The organism is Acinetobacter sp. BEC1-S18-ESBL-01, from assembly GCF_014169935.1.
In the GTDB taxonomy this organism is placed as follows: domain Bacteria; phylum Pseudomonadota; class Gammaproteobacteria; order Pseudomonadales; family Moraxellaceae; genus Acinetobacter; species Acinetobacter pittii.
Genome location: NZ_AP022302.1, coordinates 3,655,125 through 3,672,495, shown reverse-complemented (window position 1 = coordinate 3,672,495; position 17,371 = coordinate 3,655,125). Strand labels below are relative to the sequence as shown.

Genomic DNA, 17,371 nt, shown 5'->3' with positions numbered 1-17,371 from the left:
CGTCCCGATTAGCCTTTTGGAAGTATTACTTTGATTATTCGGCGTTATCTCGTCAAGCAAGTTGTCTCTACCTCATTGGTGGTCATTTCTTTACTGACCTTAATCATGATGGGTGGTCGTCTGATCAAATACTTTGGTGTGGCGGCGCAGGGGCGTTTAGATGCCAGTATCTTATTTAGCATCATTGGATATCGTTTACCTGAATTTCTAACACTCATTTTACCATTGGGTTTTTTCATTGGTTTAATGTTGGTGTTTGGTCGTTTATATGTTGACCATGAAATGGCTGTATTAAATGGTAGTGGTGTAAGCCGTCATCAATTAGCACGATTACTCATTCCAATGACGCTTGTTTATATGGTTTTTCAGTCTGTGCTTATGCTCTGGATGACGCCGTGGGGACTACGTGAGTTTGAAAAACTGACAACAACACAAGCTGTTCGGACAGGTTTCGATTTGGTTCGACCAAGAGAGTTTATTTCTTCTGGGCCATATACGATCTATGCGGGGTCATTGTCAGAAGACCGAAAGAATTTGAAGGATATTTTCTTTTATCAGCGCGCTGCTAAAGAAGATAAGCCAGATGTTATGATTTTGGCAAAAGAAGCGACTCGTGTAGAAGTTGCAAATGACACCGCCAATGTCGTTGATCTGGTACAAGGTCGTCGTTATGAAATATTCCCGGGACAACCAAAATATACACAAGCAGAGTTTCAATCTTATCGTCTGCGTTTAGAAAATGACAAAGATGTTAAGTTTGAGAGTGGCGATGTAGAAGCACTATCGACAACAAAACTCTTTTCAAAAACAAATGATCCAGTTATTAGAAGTGAGTTGGGATGGCGCTTATTTGGGCCATTCACCATTGTTATTGCGTTAATGCTATCAGTGGCATTGTCTGAGGTGAGCCCACGACAAGGCCGTTATTACCGTCTTATTCCGGCGATTTTTATTTTTTCCAGTCTGATCGTATTAATGATTGCAATCAAGACTCGTATTAGTAAAGAAGAACTCGATATTTGGGCTTATCCTGCCGTGTTGGTTGTGTATGGCGTTGCTGCCGCTTTATTCTCACGTAAGCAGAAGTTGGGACCAAAAATCAAGAAACAGATCAAGCGAGTGAAATTATAATGTTAGCACGTCGAATAGTCGCCAAATATGTGACGAAAACCACTGCGCTTGCGATGTTTGGCACCACAGTTGTTTTGTCCATTCTTCAGGTCTTATTTACATATCTTGGCGAGTTGGGTGAGCTCAAACCAGACTATAACGCATGGCAAGCTCTCGTCTATGTCTTGTGGGGAGCTCCTCGCTATCTCTATGAAATTTTACCTATCTCTGCCTTGATTGGTGCTGTGATTGGACTGGGCTCATTGGCAACGAGTAGTGAACTCATTGTTATGCGTTCAGTGGGTGTTAGCTTATGGCGTATTGTCGGTTGGGTTATGCGCTCAGCTTTACTGCTTATTATTTTGTCGTTTGCTTTAAGTGAATGGGTTATCCCTTACACGAATGAAAAAGCACAAAGTGTTAAAAGCCATCGTTCAGTAGCTGCTTTAGGTGAAGTTAAAGGTTATTGGTCACGTGAAGGGCAGCGATTTATCTATATCGACTATGCTAACTCTCAAGGCAATTTAAGAGACATTCAAGTGGTCGACTTTGACCAGAACTATTACTTGCAATCATTAATTAATGCTCAGCAAGGACAGTTTATTAAAAATGGTCAATGGGCTTTGAAAAAAGCTGAACAAATGGACATTTTGGCGGCAGGCAATGCCATCAAAACTGACCATGAAGAACAATCGCTTGCTTTAGCATTACAGCCTAAATATGTGCACATGGTGACTTTAGATCCTGAAGATTTATCACCAAGTCAACTGATTAGCTTTATGCGTTATATGGATGAATATAGTCAGGTACCAAAGACGTACCAATTGGCTTTCTGGCAAAAAGTTGCTTCGCCGTTTTCACTCATTGCATTAGTTCTCGTGGCGTGTTCTTTTATTTTTGGACCATTACGCCAACAATCGATGGGTTTCCGTTTGGTGATCGCATTGTTTATTGGTTTGAGTTTCTATTATTTGCAAGATTTCTTGGGCTATGCGAGCTTGGTTTATTCCCCATCTCCAGCATGGTTCGTACTTGTACCTATCTTGCTAATGTTTGGTGCCGGAAGTTATTTGCTTTACCGCGCTCGCTAGAAATAAGTGATATTTATGGTTTTCATCAATCGCGGATATTGGTGAAAGCCATAGGAATAAATAGAGTCTTGACCGAAAATTCGGTAAGATATTGTGACGAAATTGTAGACAAAAGAGAAATTGATTATGACGGATGCAACTGCTGGCAAGATCCCTCACGTTCTGGTCATTATGGATGGTGTTGGACACCGTGAAGCGATTGAAGATAATGCTTTTCTTGCAGCAAAAACACCAAATTTGGCGGCAATGAAAGCCAAGCATCCGAATAGTCTAATTTCTGGTTCAGGTGAAGATGTTGGATTGCCTGATGGGCAAATGGGGAACTCTGAAGTTGGCCATATGAATCTTGGCGCTGGCCGTGTGTTATATCAAGACTTTACCCGTATTACTAAAGATATCCGTACTGGTGACTTTTTCAAACATGAAGTGTTGATCGACGCTGTTGAAAAAGCCAAAGCTGCTGGCGGTGCTGTTCATATTATGGGACTACTTTCAGAAGGTGGCGTCCATTCACATGAAGATCATATTGTGGCGATGTGTGAGCTTGCATTAAAACGCGGTGCAAAAGTTTATTTACACGCTTTCCTTGATGGTCGTGATACACCTCCACGCAGTGCTCAACCATCTTTAGAAAAATTAGATGCATTATTTGCTCAATATCCGGGCCAAGGCCGTATCGCAACCATGATTGGTCGCTACTTTGCAATGGACCGTGACAACCGTTGGGATCGCGTTGAGCAAGCTTATCGCTTGTTGACCGAAGGTGAAGCACTTCGTACTGCGCAAACAGCGGTTGAAGGGTTAGAGCTAGCTTATGCAGCCAACGAAAATGATGAGTTTGTAAAAGCGACTCGTATTGGTGATATTGCTAAAGTTCAAGATGGTGATAGCGTTGTATTTATGAATTTCCGTGCTGACCGAGCTCGTGAAATTACTCGCGCATTTGTAGAGAAAGACTTTGCTGGTTTTGAACGCAAAGTTGTACCAAATCTTTCTAAATTTGTGATGTTAACGCGTTATCAGGCAAGCATTGATGCACCAGTTGCATATATGCCAGAAGCCCTTAAAAATTCATTGGGTGAGTATTTATCTTCTTTAGGTAAAACCCAGTTACGTATTGCTGAAACTGAAAAGTATGCGCATGTGACATTCTTCTTTAGTGGTGGCCGTGAAGATGAATATCCGGGTGAAAAACGTATTTTAATTCCGTCTCCAAACGTGGCGACATATGACCTTAAGCCTGAAATGAGTGCTTATGAAGTCACTGATGAGTTGGTTAAGGCAATTAATTCAGGTGAATACGACTTATTGGTTGTGAACTATGCAAATGGTGATATGGTCGGTCATACAGGTGTATTTGATGCTGCGGTTAAAGCAGTTGAAGCGGTTGATACTTGTTTAGGTCGTGTCTATGAAGCAGTTATGGCGAAAAAAGGCCATATGCTCATTACTGCTGACCATGGTAACGTTGAACAAATGCAAGACTACGAAAGTGGGCAAGTGCATACTCAACATACAACCGAGCTTGTGCCGTTTATCTATGTTGGTCCAACACAAGCCACAATTGCAGAAGGTGGTGTGCTTGCAGACGTAGCACCGACAATTCTCAATTTAATGAAGATTCCTGTTCCTGCCGAAATGCAAGGACGTAATCTGATTACACTATCTGCATAAGTTAAAGGTGATTGGATGCTGCAACACATTAAATATAAAAAACTTATTGTAAGTATGTTGCTGTGTTGCAGCCAATTTACCTTTGCAGCGCCAGTTGTAAAAGAAAAAATGTCACCTTTGCATTCGGATTCGGAAGAACCGGAACATAGCTATGCAGAGGTGCCGATCGAGTCGATTCAACAGTTTGTGCAAATCTATGGAATTGTTCGAGATAATTACGTTGATGTGAAGTCTGACGATGCATTGTTTCAACAAGCCATAAAAGGGTTAGTGAGTGGGTTAGATCGTTATTCGCGTTATTTATCGGCAGAAGAATATCGCCAACTGATTCAATACACAGAGGGTGATCTTGCATCAGTTGATTTTGCATTAAGCCCTGAATCACATGCTCATAAATGGATGATTCGTGATCTTAAAACCGGTTCTGATTCCTATAAATTAGGTTTGAGAAATGGTCAGACGATTCTCAAAATTGATAACCAAGATTTAAAAAATTTAAACCAAGATCAGGTGCTTGGACTACTTTACGGTTCTATAGGAAGTACACTTCAAGTACAAGCAGAAGAGCTAAACGGAAACATTAACTTAGTCCGTAATAAAAAAATAGAAACCGATATAGAACCTGTAATGTTACATAATCAGGTGCTCGTACTCAAAATTAGAGTATTCCAACAAGACACTGCTAATGAAATTAAAAGATTAATTGAAGAAAACAGTTCTCCACGTTTAAAGGCTGTTTTAATCGATTTGCGAAACAATCCGGGTGGGTTGTTATCGGCAGCAGTTGAGTCAGCAGATTTATTTTTAAATAACGGAGTTATTGTTTCAACCAAAAGCCGTTCGGAAGGTAACCAGCAGTTTCAGGCTTTGCCCGGTAATGAATTTCAGAATATAAAACTGGGTATATTAATTAATCACCGCTCTGCATCGGCAGCAGAAGTTTTTACTGCGGCCATGAAAGAACACCAGCGTGCTTGGGTGATGGGTGAAAAAAGTTATGGAAAAGGTGTAGTGCAAAAGCTATTTCCTTTACCGAGTGGAGCAGCTCTACAAATGACAGTCTCTCACTACTACACACCCAATGGCAATATGATTGAAGGACAGGGTATTCAGCCTAACCAGACCTATCCATTACCTGCAGAAATGAAAGAAGACGTATATTTAGAGCGCGTTGCAGATTTATTCCTAAAGAGGAAGTAATTTTTATACTTCCTCTCCCATTTCAGTATCTAAGCCAAACTTTTTGAGCCGATAGCGCAAAGAACGGAATGTCATTCCCAGCTTTTTAGCTGCCAAAGTTCGATTCCAATGAGTCATATTTAGCGCATTCAGTAAAATATCTTTTTCGATATTTTCTAAGTAGCGTTCTAAACCTTCCATTGGAAATTTTGGGTGAGTCTGAACAGTCGGTGTTTGATTTAGTTGTTTCGTTACGATTTGCGGGCTCACACTACTACCTCTAAGAGGAGGAGCTAAGTGAGTCAAATCAATGCACTCATCATCACTTAAAGTAATAGCTCGTTCAATCATATTTCTTAATTCACGAACATTACCCGGAAAATCTTGCTGCAATAAGTAAGTTTCGGCGCTCGCCGTTAATTGCTTGCTTGAAATTCCCCATTCCGTACAAACCTTTTGAATAAAATGATTGGCCAATAGCAAAATATCTCCACCACGGTCACGCAGTGGCGGCAGCATAATATCCATAACATGAATACGGAAAAATAAGTCCTGCCGGAATTTACCTTGTTGAACTAATAAATCTAAGTCTTGGTGACTGGCACTGATTACTCGAAAATCAACATCAATTTCCTGATCTGAACCTACAGGGCGAATCTTTTTCTCTTGTACTGCCCGAAGCAATTTAACTTGCATACTTAAAGGCAATTCGGCAATTTCATCTAAAAATAAACTGCCACCGTGTGCTGATAAAATAAGACCTTGTTTATCTTGAGTCGCGCCAGTAAAGCTCCCTTTTTTATGCCCGAAAAGTTCACTTTCCATGAGCTCAGTTGGGATTGCTCCACAGTTAATTGCAATAAATGGTCCTTCACTGCGGTTGCTTAATCGGTGAATCAGATTAGCAACAACTTCTTTACCCGTACCAGACTCGCCTGTAACAAATACAGGAGCTTGGGAGCGGGCTATTTTTTTAATAGCTGTCCGTAAGTTTTGTATAGGTGGTGAACGCCCAATTAATAAGTCATTTTCTAATGTTGTTTCACCGAACTCATGCTCTGGTTTTGGCTGGTTGAGCGCCTTTTTTAACAATTGATCTAAGTGAATTTGGTTAATAGGTTTGCTGACAAAATCAAAAGCTCCAGCTTTTAATGCTGCAATTGCAATATCCATATTGCCGTATGCAGTTAAGACTGCAATGGGAGTGTGTGGGTAAGTTTGAGAAACATGTTGGACCAATTCTAAGCCACTACCGTCAGGTAGATTTAAATCGGTCAAGCATGCATCGTAATGAAACTGAGTAAAGAGCTGTTTGGCCTGTTCAACCCGATAAGCAAGATGTGTCTTAATCCCCATTCGTGCAAGAGTCATTTGCATTAACAGGCACAAATCTTCTTCATCGTCTACAAGCAAAACGAGTGGTTGCTGTTCTGCCATTTCCCCAAAAACCTAATAAAAAATCAATATATTATTGGGCATTCTATTCTGAAGCATGCCCCTTGTTTTTGCTCTACATAAGTGAGCTTTGCATGGTTTGCCTCACAAAAACTATGAGACAAATATAATCCTAAACCAGTTCCATTAATTTCGGTACTAAAAAATGGTTTAAATAATTGAGATATATCACGTTTTGAAACACCTTCACCGTAATCGATCACATCAATATAAATTTTATTTGTTTGTGAATGGATATTGATCAGAACATAGGGAGAGTCGGGTGCATTGTGGCGTAGAGCATTCCTAACAAGGTTAATGAGCACTTGTCTGAGTTGCTTTTCATCAAACAATAGCTTTAAGGATAAATCAGAACTTTTAAGCTGGATCGCATGTTTAACATCAGATAGATCTTCATCTAATAACGTTTTTAAGAAGTCGTTTAATTCAATCTGGATGGGATATGTTCTTTCACTGCGGGCAAGTCCTAACGTATCTTGAACAATACTATCAATGCGTTTCGTTTGCTTACCAATCATATTGCGCAAAGTATTTTGCTGTTCCGCGTCACTATCTTTGAGCAATTCATTTGCTTGAACAATGGCTGCAAGAGGATTACGGATCTCATGGGCAATACTTGCTGAGAGTTGTCCTAAAGCAGCAAGTTTGAGTTGTTGAGCTTGCTGATTAATCTGTTGTGCATCTTGTAAGATGAGTAGTGTTAATGCTTGCTGTGGCACCAAAAGATGTTGCACTTTAATATTAATAGAATAAGCCGACAGTCGGGACTCAAAAATAAATCGATCACCTTCTTTTAGGTTATCAAATTTAAGAATTTCAAATAAGTCAGCATGCCATTTTGCTAAGGGATATTTTTCACTGGCAAATTGAGGTGGAATTCCTAAAAGAGAGCAGGCGGCTGGGTTACTTAAAACAATGTCATAGTTTTCATCTAGAACTAAATAGCCCTCTTCAATTTGTTCCAAGATATAGCGGTTAATATTTTGTAGTTGATAGAGTTCTATTGATTGATGGAAAGTTAGCGCTTCAAGTAATTTAAAGCGCTGGACCGCAATTTGTCCGATTCCGTGTACTACAAAAAACAAGAAGGCCAATAAAGCGCTATTACCAATCGTATTTAAATTATTGTAGTCAAATAAACTGCCAACGAAGCGTTGGTAAATAACCGCAATGACTGCAAGTAATGTAATGAGCAACGACATTCTTGCGCTAAGTAAAATAGCCGAAGTAAATATGGCAATAACATAGAGCAAGCTGAGTTGAAGATTGGGTTCGCCTACTGAAAATGTAAGTAAACTCAGACAGATAATATCAACTACAAAAAATAAAATGAGCTGCCTTGTTGCCTGAGTGGCAATAAACTTGAAGCATAAAAGTTGAAGAAGGCTTAAGAGCGAATAGCCGAGTAGTGTATAAGAATATAAAGTGGGTTGTTGTAGACTATTGTCGATTTGAGCATCGGTTAAAACCAAAATAATATTCAGGCTAACCGCAATAATAAGGCGATATAAACCATACCACGTGCCCAAACGAAATATCGTATGGGACAAGGATGAGTTTACGGGAAATTGCATGTAAGTCTGATTAAGGCTTGATCAGACCGTAACGAATCGCGAGATGAGTCAGTTTAACATCACTATCAATGGCTAGCTTTTCAAAAATACGGTAGCGGTAAGTATTCACTGTTTTAACACTTACAAAAAGTTTGTCTGCAATTTCTTGAGCACTAATACAATTTACAACCATCATTGCAACTTGCATTTCTCGTTCAGAGAGAGAATCAAAAGGTGATTGCTGTGTATCGGATAAATAAGAACTTGCTAATTGCTCCGCAATATCGGCACTAAAGTATTTGCCGCCTTGCATCACTTTATTGATAGCCCGAACCATTTCGGTAATTGGAGCACCTTTGGTGATGTAACCTTTAGCTCCTGCTTTAAGCAAAAGAGAAGGGTAAGGTTCTTCTGCTAAGCCACTGACTGCAATCACTTTTGTATCTGGTGCGGTTTGCAGTAAACGACGTGTTGTTTCTACGCCGCCGATGCCAGGCATATTGACATCAAGTAGCACAACTTGAGGATGTTTCTGACGAACAATAGCAATTGCTTCTTCACCCGATTCGGCTTGTCCAATGACCTCTACATCGGCATGATCTTCTAACATACGGCAGATACCTGTACGTACAAGTTCATGGTCATCCACAACTAAAACTGTAATCAAGAAGACCTCCTTTCTTTCAAAAAACAAGTTTTTTGTTACATAAAGCAAAATTAGCTTGCAATGGAATGACAAAATTAGCAATCCTATTCTTATATAGTGAGCGAATAGTTGTGCACAATTGTGTCGGTAAAAGCGTTATACCTTATACCTCAAATGTAAGGCATAATTATAGTAAGCGCAAATGTGTATCACCCTGAGTCGAGTATTGTGCCGTGAAAAATTCTAAAAAGTCTTTAATGCATGTGCTAAGCATGTCTATTTTGCTTAGTTTGAGTTCAACAAGCTTTGCAGAACTCGTCAATAACCCGTCCTCAGGGAATAGTGGTACTGCAAGCTTAAATTGGTCTTCAGCTGATGCTAGCCAATTTTTAAATGATGAAGATGACGAACCTACTCCGCAAGGTTCAACATCGGTAACCACAACTTTGCGTGGTGGTAGTGCACCGAAAATTGTAGCATCTGCACCGAAGATTGCTCCAATCCGTGATACGACTGGTTACAATGCCCAGCCGAGTGTAAGCGCTCGAGCTGCACTTGTGATGGACGCGCAAACTGGTGAAGTGCTCTACAGTAAAAATACCAACGCTTCTGTGCCAATTGCCTCTATTACTAAGTTGATGACAGCAGTTGTAACGGCAGATGCCCGTTTAAACATGTCAGAAGAAATTACACTTGAGCAAATCGATTTTGCTGGTGCAAATGGTAAAAACTCAAGTTCAACCTTACGTGTTGGCGACAAGATGAACCGTGCAGAAGTTCTTCTGTTTGCTCTAATGAAATCAGAAAACCCAGCAGCGGCGGCTTTAGCACGTACTTATCCGGGTGGTCGTCCTGCATTCGTCGCTGCAATGAACGCTAAAGCACGTGCTTTAGGTATGAACGCAACTCACTATTATGAGTCAACTGGATTAGATCCACGTAATGTATCTTCTGCGCGTGACTTAGGGATTTTGGCAAGTACAGCTTCTCAATATGGCTTGATTCGTCAATTCTCAACTACACCAACTTATGACTTTAACTTAGGTTATCGCGTGTTGAAATCTAACAATACCAATGCTCTAGTGCGCAATGGTGGTTGGAATATTAACTTGTCTAAAACTGGATATATTAATGAAGCAGGTCGCTGTGTTGTGATGCACACGACTGTAAATTCACGTCCAGCAGTCATTGTATTACTTGGTGAACCAAGTACACAGGCACGTAATAATGATGCAACTAACTTATTGGGTTGGTTAAGTAATTTACCAAAACGTATTTAAGTTCAATATTCTAAAAAACGCTTCTATCAAGAAGCGTTTTTTTATGGCTATAAAAAAGACATAAAAAAAAACGGCTGTTTAAAACAGCCGTTTTTTTAAAAATCAGATCTTACATATTAGATAAAATCGAATCTTTTACTTGGTCCATTGTTGCATCAATTGACAACATCACTGCATCAGCACATTGTTTGATTGCAGTGTCAGGATCTTTCAAGCCATTACCAGTTACTGTACATACAATTACAGAACCTTCAGCAATTTTACCCGCTTTAATATCACGGATCGCACCGCCGATAGAAGCAGCAGACGCTGGCTCAACAAATACGCCTTCATACATAGAAAGTAAGCGTTGAGCTTCTAAAATTTCGCTGTCTTGAAGTTCATCAAACCAGCCTTTAGAGTCGCGTACTACAGCTTTTGCATGGTTCCAGCTTTGTGGATTACCAATACGGATTGCAGTTGCAACAGTTTCAGGGCTTTCAACTGGAGCACCACGTAAGAATGGAGCTGCGCCAGAAGCTTGGTAACCCACCATTGTTGGTAAACCTTCTGGTTTTGGACCAGTGAATTGATCAGTAGCAGCATCATAAATCACTTGTTCAAACTGATCAGCAGGCTGGTTTGCTACAGCTTCGGTATAACCCATCCAGTGAGCGGTGATATTACCTGCGTTACCTACAGGTAAGCAGTGGTAATCAGGTGCGCGGCCTAAAGCTTCAACGATTTCATAAGCAATCGTCTTTTGACCTTGCAAACGGTAAGGGTTGATTGAGTTTACAATCGTTACAGGCGCTTGATCAGCGACTTCTTTTACAAGACGCATACCATCATCGAAGTTACCACGAATTTGCATAGTAATCGCACCATACATCATCGCTTGTGCCATTTTACCCATCGCAATTTTGCCTTCTGGAATCAAAACAAATGCTTTGATGCCTGCACGTGCAGCATAGGCAGCAGCAGCAGCAGAAGTGTTACCAGTAGATGCACAGATAATCGCTTTAGAGCCTTCTTCAACCGCTTTGGTTACAGCCATGGTCATACCACGGTCTTTAAATGAACCAGTTGGGTTTAAACCCTCATATTTCACATAAATTTCAACATCTTTGCCAATAATACGTGGAATATTCTCAAGTTTAATGAGTGGGGTGTTGCCTTCACCCAAAGAGATAGCACGAGTAGTTGCCGAAACTGGCAAACGGTCACGATAACGATCTACAAGACCAGTATAACGATTGGCATTAGACATGATGGTGTTCCAATTAGAGGTGAAGCGGGAGAGGGAATCTTTCCCTCAACCTGATTAACTATCGAGCGATTCTAAACGAATTCTTACGATTTCGCCACGAATTGCAGGTAATGCTTGAATTTGTGCAAGAGCATCATCCATTTTTGATTCAACGATTGGATCGGTCAGAATCACGATTGGAATAAGGTCTTTTAAACGAGATTGTTGCATGATCGCATCAATACTAATTCCAGCGCGACTTAAGATGGTCGTTACATCGGCAAGTACGCCAGTTTGGTCTTCTGCATTTAAGCGGATGTAATAACCTGTGGTCATTTCTTCACGGCTTAAAATTGGTACATTGGTTAATGCTTCAAAAGCCAACTGAGGAATTGTTCCTGCACCGTCTTCGGTATAAGAGATGTCACGAACAATATCAATAACGTCGGCAACAACCGCAGAAGCTGTAGGACCTGCACCTGCACCCGCGCCGTAATAGAGTGTTGGACCTACGGCATTTGCCTGAACTAACACTGCATTTTTAACACCGTTTACATTCGCAATCAGTTGTTCATCTGGAATAAGTGTTGGGTGAACACGTAACTCAATACCTTTTTCAGCACGACGTGCAATACCAAGATGTTTAATACGGAAACCAAGATCTTCTGCATATTTCACATCTTGCGCAGTGATTTTGCTGATACCTTCGGTATAAACCTTATCAAATTGAAGAGGAATACCAAACGCACAAGACGCTAAAATGGTAAGTTTATGCGCAGCATCAATACCTTCAACGTCAAACGTTGGATCTGCTTCTGCATAACCGAGTTCTTGAGCTTCTTTTAATACATCATCAAATGCACGACCTTTCTCACGCATTTCAGTCAGAATAAAGTTACCTGTACCATTAATAATGCCAGCCAACCATTCGATATGGTTTGCAGCAAGACCTTCACGGATCACTTTAATAATTGGAATACCGCCAGCAACTGCTGCTTCATAAGCAATTTGCACAGCATTGTCTTCTGCTGCTTTAAATAATTCATTGCCATGTTCAGCGAGTAACGCTTTATTTGCAGTCACGACTTGTTTGCCGTGTTTGATCGCTTCCATGATAACTTCGTAAGCAGGGTGGATCCCACCCATAACTTCTACAACTACATCAACGTCTGGTTGACGAACGATGTCAAGTAAATCGGCGCTTTGTTTAATCCCTTCCAATTCAAGATCTGGACGAGGGCGGCGTGTTCCAACGTGGGTAATTTGAATTTCTCGACCGGTGCGACGTTTAATTTCAGCGGCATTTTCTTGTAGTAGTTTAAGGGCTCCTCCACCTACGGTTCCTAGACCGAGTATTGCCAGGCGAACTGGTTTCACGTCACACTCCATTCATCATTTAATCATTTAGTTGAAGCTAGATCATAGCTAAAAAAAACGCCAGACTCTAGCGCTTTTAGTGCCTGTTCAATGAATTAGAGTGCGATGTTTGGAAAAGAAGAGTAGATCAGTCTTTAAACAGAGGTTGTTTAAATATTAATTGTTGAAAAAACAAAGCGCTGCAATCAGAGCAGCGCTTTTTAAAAGAGATAGATGATTAATCATTCATCAGCCTAAAGGATGTTATTTATCCAGACGTTTAATTAATTCATCTGGTGTTAGGTATCCACCTAAGTACTCGCCATCAACATTATAAATAGCTGGTGTTCCATTTACACCCATGTTTAAGCCAAGTTGATATTGTTCACGAACAGGGTTTTTACATTGAGCAGGTGGGATATTAATACCTTGTACTGCTTGGTTAAAGGCAGCTTTACGGTCTGCACTACACCATACAGCTTCCATGGTCGGCATAAATTGTTCACCGCGTGGCCAAGCGATATAGCGTACCTCAATACCTTTTTCATTAATTTCAGGTAAATGCTCATGTAATTTGTGGCAATAAGGACAGCTTGCATCGGTAAACACATAAATCACATGTTTAGCCTTACCACCTTTAGCTGGGTAAACGATCAAATCTTCATTTTTTAAAGCAGCCAGATGCTTCTTGTTTTCTGAAGCTTGAAGATTATCGCCAATATTATGTAGTTCTTTACCGCCTAAACGAATGACATCACCTTGAATCAGGTATTTGCCATCACTGGTTGTATAAATCGACGTCATTCCTTCGAGATTTACCCAATATAAGTTAGGCACTTCAGTAGGCTTGATATCTAAAATTTTGGCGTTGATGTTTGCATTCTTAAATTGTTTTTGCAAAGTTTCAATTAAACGCTGTTTAGCATTGCGTTCAATGATGGTTGAAGCTTCCCCAGTAGCAGGTGCGGTCGCAGTGAGCGCATCTTCTTTTTGTGGTTTGTTTTCTTTAGAACAAGCACTGAATAACAGGCTAGAAGCCAAAGCACAGGCAAGAAAAAGTTGAGATCGGGTAAAAGACATAGATAACCCTTATTTCATCAGTATTTATAGTCAGAAGCTGCTAAGCATAACAAAAAATCTAGCGTGTATTGTTAAAACTTTCTTAACCTTTGTGAACGAAATCAAGTGATTGTTAGGCGTATTTCAAATAATAAGTTTTAAATTTTTTAACCTCTAGGATGATGTTTTTCATGCAATTGTTGCATTCTCACTTGTGCTACATGTGTGTAAATTTGAGTAGTTGATAAGTCACTATGGCCCAATAACATTTGTACTACGCGTAAATCGGCGCCGTGATTGAGCAGGTGTGTTGCAAAGGCGTGACGTAATGTGTGAGGTGAGAGTTCAGCTTGAATATTGGCTTGTAAGGCGTAACGCTTAATGGCATACCAGAAGTTCTGACGGCTCATAATTCCGCCGTGTTGAGTTAAAAAGAGATAGTCAGTAGAGCTTTTATAGAGTTGAGGCCGAGCATCCTGCAAGTAGCGTTCTACCCATTCACAAGCAAATTGCCCTAGCGGGACCAAACGCTCTTTATTACCTTTACCAGTAATTCTTAAATAGCCTTGTTTTAAGTTAATAAGTTCTAGGCGCAAGTTCAGCAGTTCTGAAACACGTAAACCACATGCGTAAAGAACTTCAAACATTGCCCGATCACGTAAACCAAGTGCTGTATTAATGTCTGGAGCCTGAATCAGTGTTTCGACATCTTCTTCTGATAGATCTTTGGGTAAGGCTCTGCCAATTTTTGGAGAATGATGGGTTGCTACCGGATTATCGCTTCGTAATTTTTGTTCACGTAAAAATTTGTAAAACTGGCGTAGGGCAGATAAGCAGCGGGCAATCGAGCGTGGGCTTTTTCCCGCTTTAGTTAACTCAATCAAAACATCAGCGATATCATCACTTGTCCACTCTGGAAGAGCTAATTTTTTATGAAGTTCACTGCATTGAATAAGGTCGGATAAATAAGCATTACGTGTATGTGGACTTACCGTCTGAGCAACGAGATAGTCACGAAAACCTTGTAAAAAGCTCAAATGTTCAGGAATTTGAACAGGGCTTGGAATACGCGGTTTTTTATTCAACATACACTAGATCCTCTAAACCTCTGTACTGTAAAAGAAACTTTAAGGTTTGTCGATTAAACTTGATAAGAAGTGAAATTTAACCTTATTTGGTAATTATTCTCATTTATATGTATACTATTAAAAAAGGTTTAGGATCGGATGCGGTGCGTTTATCAGCTTTAAAAGTGAAGCAAGCGGCGACCATCACCAAAGTGAATCGGATAGAACTAGAGTCCGAGCAGCAAGATTTGGTCGCAATTCGTTTGGAAAGTCTGGGCTTTGTACCAGGCACACGAGTGGAAGTGATTACCAAAGGTATTTTTGGTGGTGATCCGATCTTAATCCAAATTGGCTTTACTCGTTTCGCTTTACGTAAAGCAGAAGCGGAAAAAATTGAAATTCAAGTAGAAGAAGGAGTACCCGCATGAGTGATGCATTACGTATTGCCCTTGTGGGAAACCCTAACTGTGGTAAAACCTCTCTTTTTAACCATTTAACTGGAACCCGACAAAAAGTTGCAAACTATGCTGGTGTAACGGTCGAGCGTAAGGTTGGTCATTTTCAGTTGCCTTCAGGCCGAGCAGTGCGTGTACTTGATTTACCCGGTACATATAGCCTTAATGCCACCAGTCCTGATGAAGTAATTACCCGTGACGTGTGTTTGGGTAAAATTGCAGAAGAAGGGCAGCAAGATGCCTTTTTATGTGTGGTTGATGCCACTAACTTAAAATTGCATTTAGGACTAGTACTCGAAATGATCGAGTTGGGTCGTCCGATTTTACTTGTACTGAATATGATGGATGAAGCGCGTCGTCGTGGCATCCAAATTAATACTCAAAAGTTGTCTCAACGTTTGGGTGTACCAGTTGTTGAAACAGTTGCCGTCCGTAATGCGGGTATTGAAAATTTATTACATGCCCTTGATCAAGAAAAATATAGTGTGCCACAAACCGAACTAAGTGGTTTAACTGGAACTCATCATCAAAAAATCGATATGATTTTTAAAGATGTAGTTCATTATGTTGATCAGGGAGATAAGCGTACTGATTTTCTAGATCGAATTTTCTTACATCCAGTTTTAGGCCTACTTAGCCTTGCTATCATGATGTTTATTGTGTTCCAAGCAGTTTTTGCATGGGCAGCTCCATTCATGGATGGTATTGAAGGCTTCTTCGGCTGGCTTGGTGAGGTAGTGGGAACTGTGATTACCCAACCTCTACTGCATAGTTTAGTTGTTGACGGAATTATTGCAGGTGCGGGTGGCGTAGTTGTGTTCTTGCCACAAATTTTGATCTTGTTCTTCTTTATTTTAGTACTCGAAGAATCAGGCTATTTACCGCGTGCAGCATTCTTGCTTGATAAATTAATGTTCCAAGCTGGTTTAAGTGGCCGTGCCTTTATTCCTTTACTTTCGAGCTTTGCTTGTGCAGTACCGGGAATTATGGCAACGCGTAGTATTAGTGACCCTCGTGATCGTTTTACGACCATTATGGTTGCGCCTTTAATGACTTGTTCGGCACGTTTACCCGTCTATGCCTTGCTCATTGCTGCCTTCATTCCAGAGAAAATGGTCTGGGGTATTTTTAACCTACAAGGTTTAGTGCTTTTTGGTCTGTATATGGCTGGTATTGTGAGTGCGCTTTGCGTTTCATTTTTAATGAAGTTTTTGCAAAAAGATAAGTCGCAGCATGCTTTACTGCTAGAGCTACCAAGTTATCGTTTCCCTGATTTAAAAAGTGTGGGAATCGGTTTATTGGATCGTGCAAAGATCTTCTTGAAACGCGTCGGTGGAATCATTTTTGCGCTCTCTATTTTGCTCTGGTTCTTGTGTACTTTCCCGCAGCCACCAGAAGGGGCGACATTACCTGCCATAGATTATAGTTTTGCAGGTATGCTCGGACATCTTATCCAACCTTTATTTGCTCCAGTTGGTTTTAATTGGCAAATCTGTATCGCCTTAATTCCAGCTATGGCTGCTCGTGAAGTGGTTGTCGCGGCATTAGGTACAGTTTATGCCTTGTCTGCAACAGATGATGATGCTGTGGCACAAGGTTTGTCACATCTGATTAGTGCGGATGGAACAGGTTGGTCTTTGGCAACAGGTTTATCACTTTTAGTGTGGTTCATTTATGCTCCACATTGTTTGGCAACACTGGCAACGGTACGTCGCGAAACAGGTTCATGGAAACATGTTGCAGCTATGACTGCATATCTGTTTGGTTTAGCTTATTTTGCATCGTTTGTTACCTATCAAATTGCTTCCCACTACTGGGGCTAAAGCAATAAAGGAGGTTGTATATGGTTCAATATCTGATTATTGCGGTTTTAGTGATTTGGAGTGCTGTAGTTGTTTTTAAGAAAGTATTTCCAAAAACAGCAAATTCAGTCTTTTCTTCACTCTCTGCATTTTGCGAAAAGCAAGGTTGGGTAACCTTGGCAAAATGGCTTAAACCGAAAATGGCCTTTGGTTGTGCTGGCGGTTGTGGATGTTCAAGCGAAGATAAACCTACCAATACAGTTCAAGAAATTAAGCCGATTAAATGGCAATAAATTTAGTATTTCTTGTTTCGTTTAAAAAGCCATCATATTGATGGCTTTTTTACGCACTGACACAAAAAAAGATGAATAAAGTTCAAACTGAAAAAGCATTCAAAACAGCAAAGTGCTAACATT

General features: G+C 40.4%; 15 protein-coding genes. 8 read left to right on the top strand and 7 right to left on the bottom strand.

Annotated elements, in window-relative coordinates; genetic code table 11:
* Positions 1-30 precede the first annotated feature (30 nt).
* The 4 genes from lptF to H7R46_RS17435 all read left to right on the top strand — a co-directional run bounded on the left by lptF (position 31) and on the right by H7R46_RS17435 (position 5,075).
* Positions 31-1,131, top strand: coding sequence for an LPS export ABC transporter permease LptF (gene lptF / locus H7R46_RS17450; RefSeq protein WP_002121169.1), 1,101 nt, complete (start codon positions 31-33; stop codon positions 1,129-1,131).
* A complete protein-coding gene (lptG, locus tag H7R46_RS17445) occupies positions 1,131-2,201 on the top strand; it encodes an LPS export ABC transporter permease LptG (protein WP_002121203.1) in 1,071 nt (356 codons plus the stop codon). Before lptF ends, lptG begins: the two co-directional genes overlap by 1 nt.
* A 126-nt stretch (positions 2,202-2,327) precedes the next feature.
* Positions 2,328-3,875 carry a 2,3-bisphosphoglycerate-independent phosphoglycerate mutase gene (gpmI, locus tag H7R46_RS17440; RefSeq protein ID WP_005065710.1) on the top strand — a complete coding sequence of 516 codons (1,548 nt, stop codon included), beginning with the start codon at positions 2,328-2,330 and terminating at the stop codon, positions 3,873-3,875.
* A gap of 15 nt (positions 3,876-3,890) precedes the next feature.
* Positions 3,891-5,075, top strand: coding sequence for a S41 family peptidase (locus tag H7R46_RS17435; RefSeq protein ID WP_042783298.1), 1,185 nt, complete (start codon positions 3,891-3,893; stop codon positions 5,073-5,075).
* Positions 5,076-5,078: 3 nt separating this feature from the next.
* On the opposite strand, the gene H7R46_RS17430 is transcribed toward H7R46_RS17435, so the two are convergent.
* The 3 genes from H7R46_RS17430 to H7R46_RS17420 are packed head-to-tail and all read right to left on the bottom strand — an operon-like array spanning position 5,079 to position 8,729.
* Complete coding sequence (locus H7R46_RS17430; protein ID WP_032012536.1) at positions 5,079-6,491, bottom strand: sigma-54-dependent transcriptional regulator; 1,413 nt, start codon at positions 6,489-6,491, stop codon at positions 5,079-5,081.
* A gap of 23 nt (positions 6,492-6,514) precedes the next feature.
* Positions 6,515-8,083 (bottom strand): sensor histidine kinase, encoded by a 1,569-nt coding sequence (locus H7R46_RS17425; protein WP_032012538.1) that lies wholly within the window; start codon positions 8,081-8,083, stop codon positions 6,515-6,517.
* A 10-nt stretch (positions 8,084-8,093) separates the two neighbouring features.
* On the bottom strand, positions 8,094-8,729 hold the full coding sequence (locus tag H7R46_RS17420; protein ID WP_002121174.1) for a response regulator: 636 nt from the start codon (positions 8,727-8,729) through the stop codon (positions 8,094-8,096).
* A gap of 212 nt (positions 8,730-8,941) precedes the next feature.
* Here H7R46_RS17420 and pbpG point away from each other — a divergent pair, with 212 nt between their 5' ends.
* Entirely contained in the window at positions 8,942-9,988 is a 1,047-nt protein-coding gene (pbpG, locus tag H7R46_RS17415) for a D-alanyl-D-alanine endopeptidase PBP7/8 (protein ID WP_128839933.1), read from the top strand.
* A 109-nt stretch (positions 9,989-10,097) separates the two neighbouring features.
* Here pbpG and thrC read toward each other — a convergent pair whose 3' ends face one another.
* The 4 genes from thrC to xerD form a co-directional block, all read right to left on the bottom strand.
* Positions 10,098-11,237 carry a threonine synthase gene (gene thrC, locus H7R46_RS17410; protein ID WP_002048893.1) on the bottom strand — a complete coding sequence of 380 codons (1,140 nt, stop codon included), beginning with the start codon at positions 11,235-11,237 and terminating at the stop codon, positions 10,098-10,100.
* A gap of 54 nt (positions 11,238-11,291) precedes the next feature.
* Positions 11,292-12,593 carry a homoserine dehydrogenase gene (locus H7R46_RS17405; protein WP_002121263.1) on the bottom strand — a complete coding sequence of 434 codons (1,302 nt, stop codon included), beginning with the start codon at positions 12,591-12,593 and terminating at the stop codon, positions 11,292-11,294.
* A 243-nt stretch (positions 12,594-12,836) separates the two neighbouring features.
* Positions 12,837-13,652: a DsbC family protein gene (locus tag H7R46_RS17400; protein ID WP_002121175.1), complete on the bottom strand. Its 816-nt coding sequence runs from the start codon at positions 13,650-13,652 to the stop codon at positions 12,837-12,839.
* A 146-nt stretch (positions 13,653-13,798) separates the two neighbouring features.
* On the bottom strand, positions 13,799-14,719 hold the full coding sequence (gene xerD, locus H7R46_RS17395) for a site-specific tyrosine recombinase XerD (protein ID WP_042783297.1): 921 nt from the start codon (positions 14,717-14,719) through the stop codon (positions 13,799-13,801).
* 143 nt (positions 14,720-14,862) lie between these two features.
* Here xerD and H7R46_RS17390 point away from each other — a divergent pair, with 143 nt between their 5' ends.
* Genes H7R46_RS17390 through H7R46_RS17380 form a run of 3 tightly spaced genes read left to right on the top strand, consistent with a single transcriptional unit; the run spans position 14,863 to position 17,248 of the window.
* Positions 14,863-15,126, top strand: coding sequence for a FeoA family protein (locus H7R46_RS17390; protein WP_002121198.1), 264 nt, complete (start codon positions 14,863-14,865; stop codon positions 15,124-15,126).
* The gene (gene feoB / locus H7R46_RS17385; RefSeq protein ID WP_005079453.1) at positions 15,123-16,976 is read left to right on the top strand and encodes a ferrous iron transporter B; all 1,854 of its coding nucleotides are present in this window, start codon (positions 15,123-15,125) and stop codon (positions 16,974-16,976) included. Before H7R46_RS17390 ends, feoB begins: the two co-directional genes overlap by 4 nt.
* A gap of 20 nt (positions 16,977-16,996) precedes the next feature.
* Entirely contained in the window at positions 16,997-17,248 is a 252-nt protein-coding gene (locus tag H7R46_RS17380; protein ID WP_032005839.1) for a DUF6587 family protein, read from the top strand.
* Positions 17,249-17,371 lie beyond the last annotated feature (123 nt).

Coding starts and splice junctions, on each gene's coding strand:
- gpmI (WP_005065710.1), top strand. CDS start 2,328: ATGACGGATGCAACTGCTGGCAAGATCCCTCACGTTCTGGTCATTATG.
- H7R46_RS17425 (WP_032012538.1), bottom strand. CDS start 8,083: ATGCAATTTCCCGTAAACTCATCCTTGTCCCATACGATATTTCGTTTG.
- H7R46_RS17400 (WP_002121175.1), bottom strand. CDS start 13,652: ATGTCTTTTACCCGATCTCAACTTTTTCTTGCCTGTGCTTTGGCTTCT.
- thrC (WP_002048893.1), bottom strand. CDS start 11,237: ATGTCTAATGCCAATCGTTATACTGGTCTTGTAGATCGTTATCGTGAC.
- H7R46_RS17430 (WP_032012536.1), bottom strand. CDS start 6,491: ATGGCAGAACAGCAACCACTCGTTTTGCTTGTAGACGATGAAGAAGAT.
- feoB (WP_005079453.1), top strand. CDS start 15,123: ATGAGTGATGCATTACGTATTGCCCTTGTGGGAAACCCTAACTGTGGT.
- H7R46_RS17380 (WP_032005839.1), top strand. CDS start 16,997: ATGGTTCAATATCTGATTATTGCGGTTTTAGTGATTTGGAGTGCTGTA.
- xerD (WP_042783297.1), bottom strand. CDS start 14,719: ATGTTGAATAAAAAACCGCGTATTCCAAGCCCTGTTCAAATTCCTGAA.
- H7R46_RS17435 (WP_042783298.1), top strand. CDS start 3,891: ATGCTGCAACACATTAAATATAAAAAACTTATTGTAAGTATGTTGCTG.
- lptG (WP_002121203.1), top strand. CDS start 1,131: ATGTTAGCACGTCGAATAGTCGCCAAATATGTGACGAAAACCACTGCG.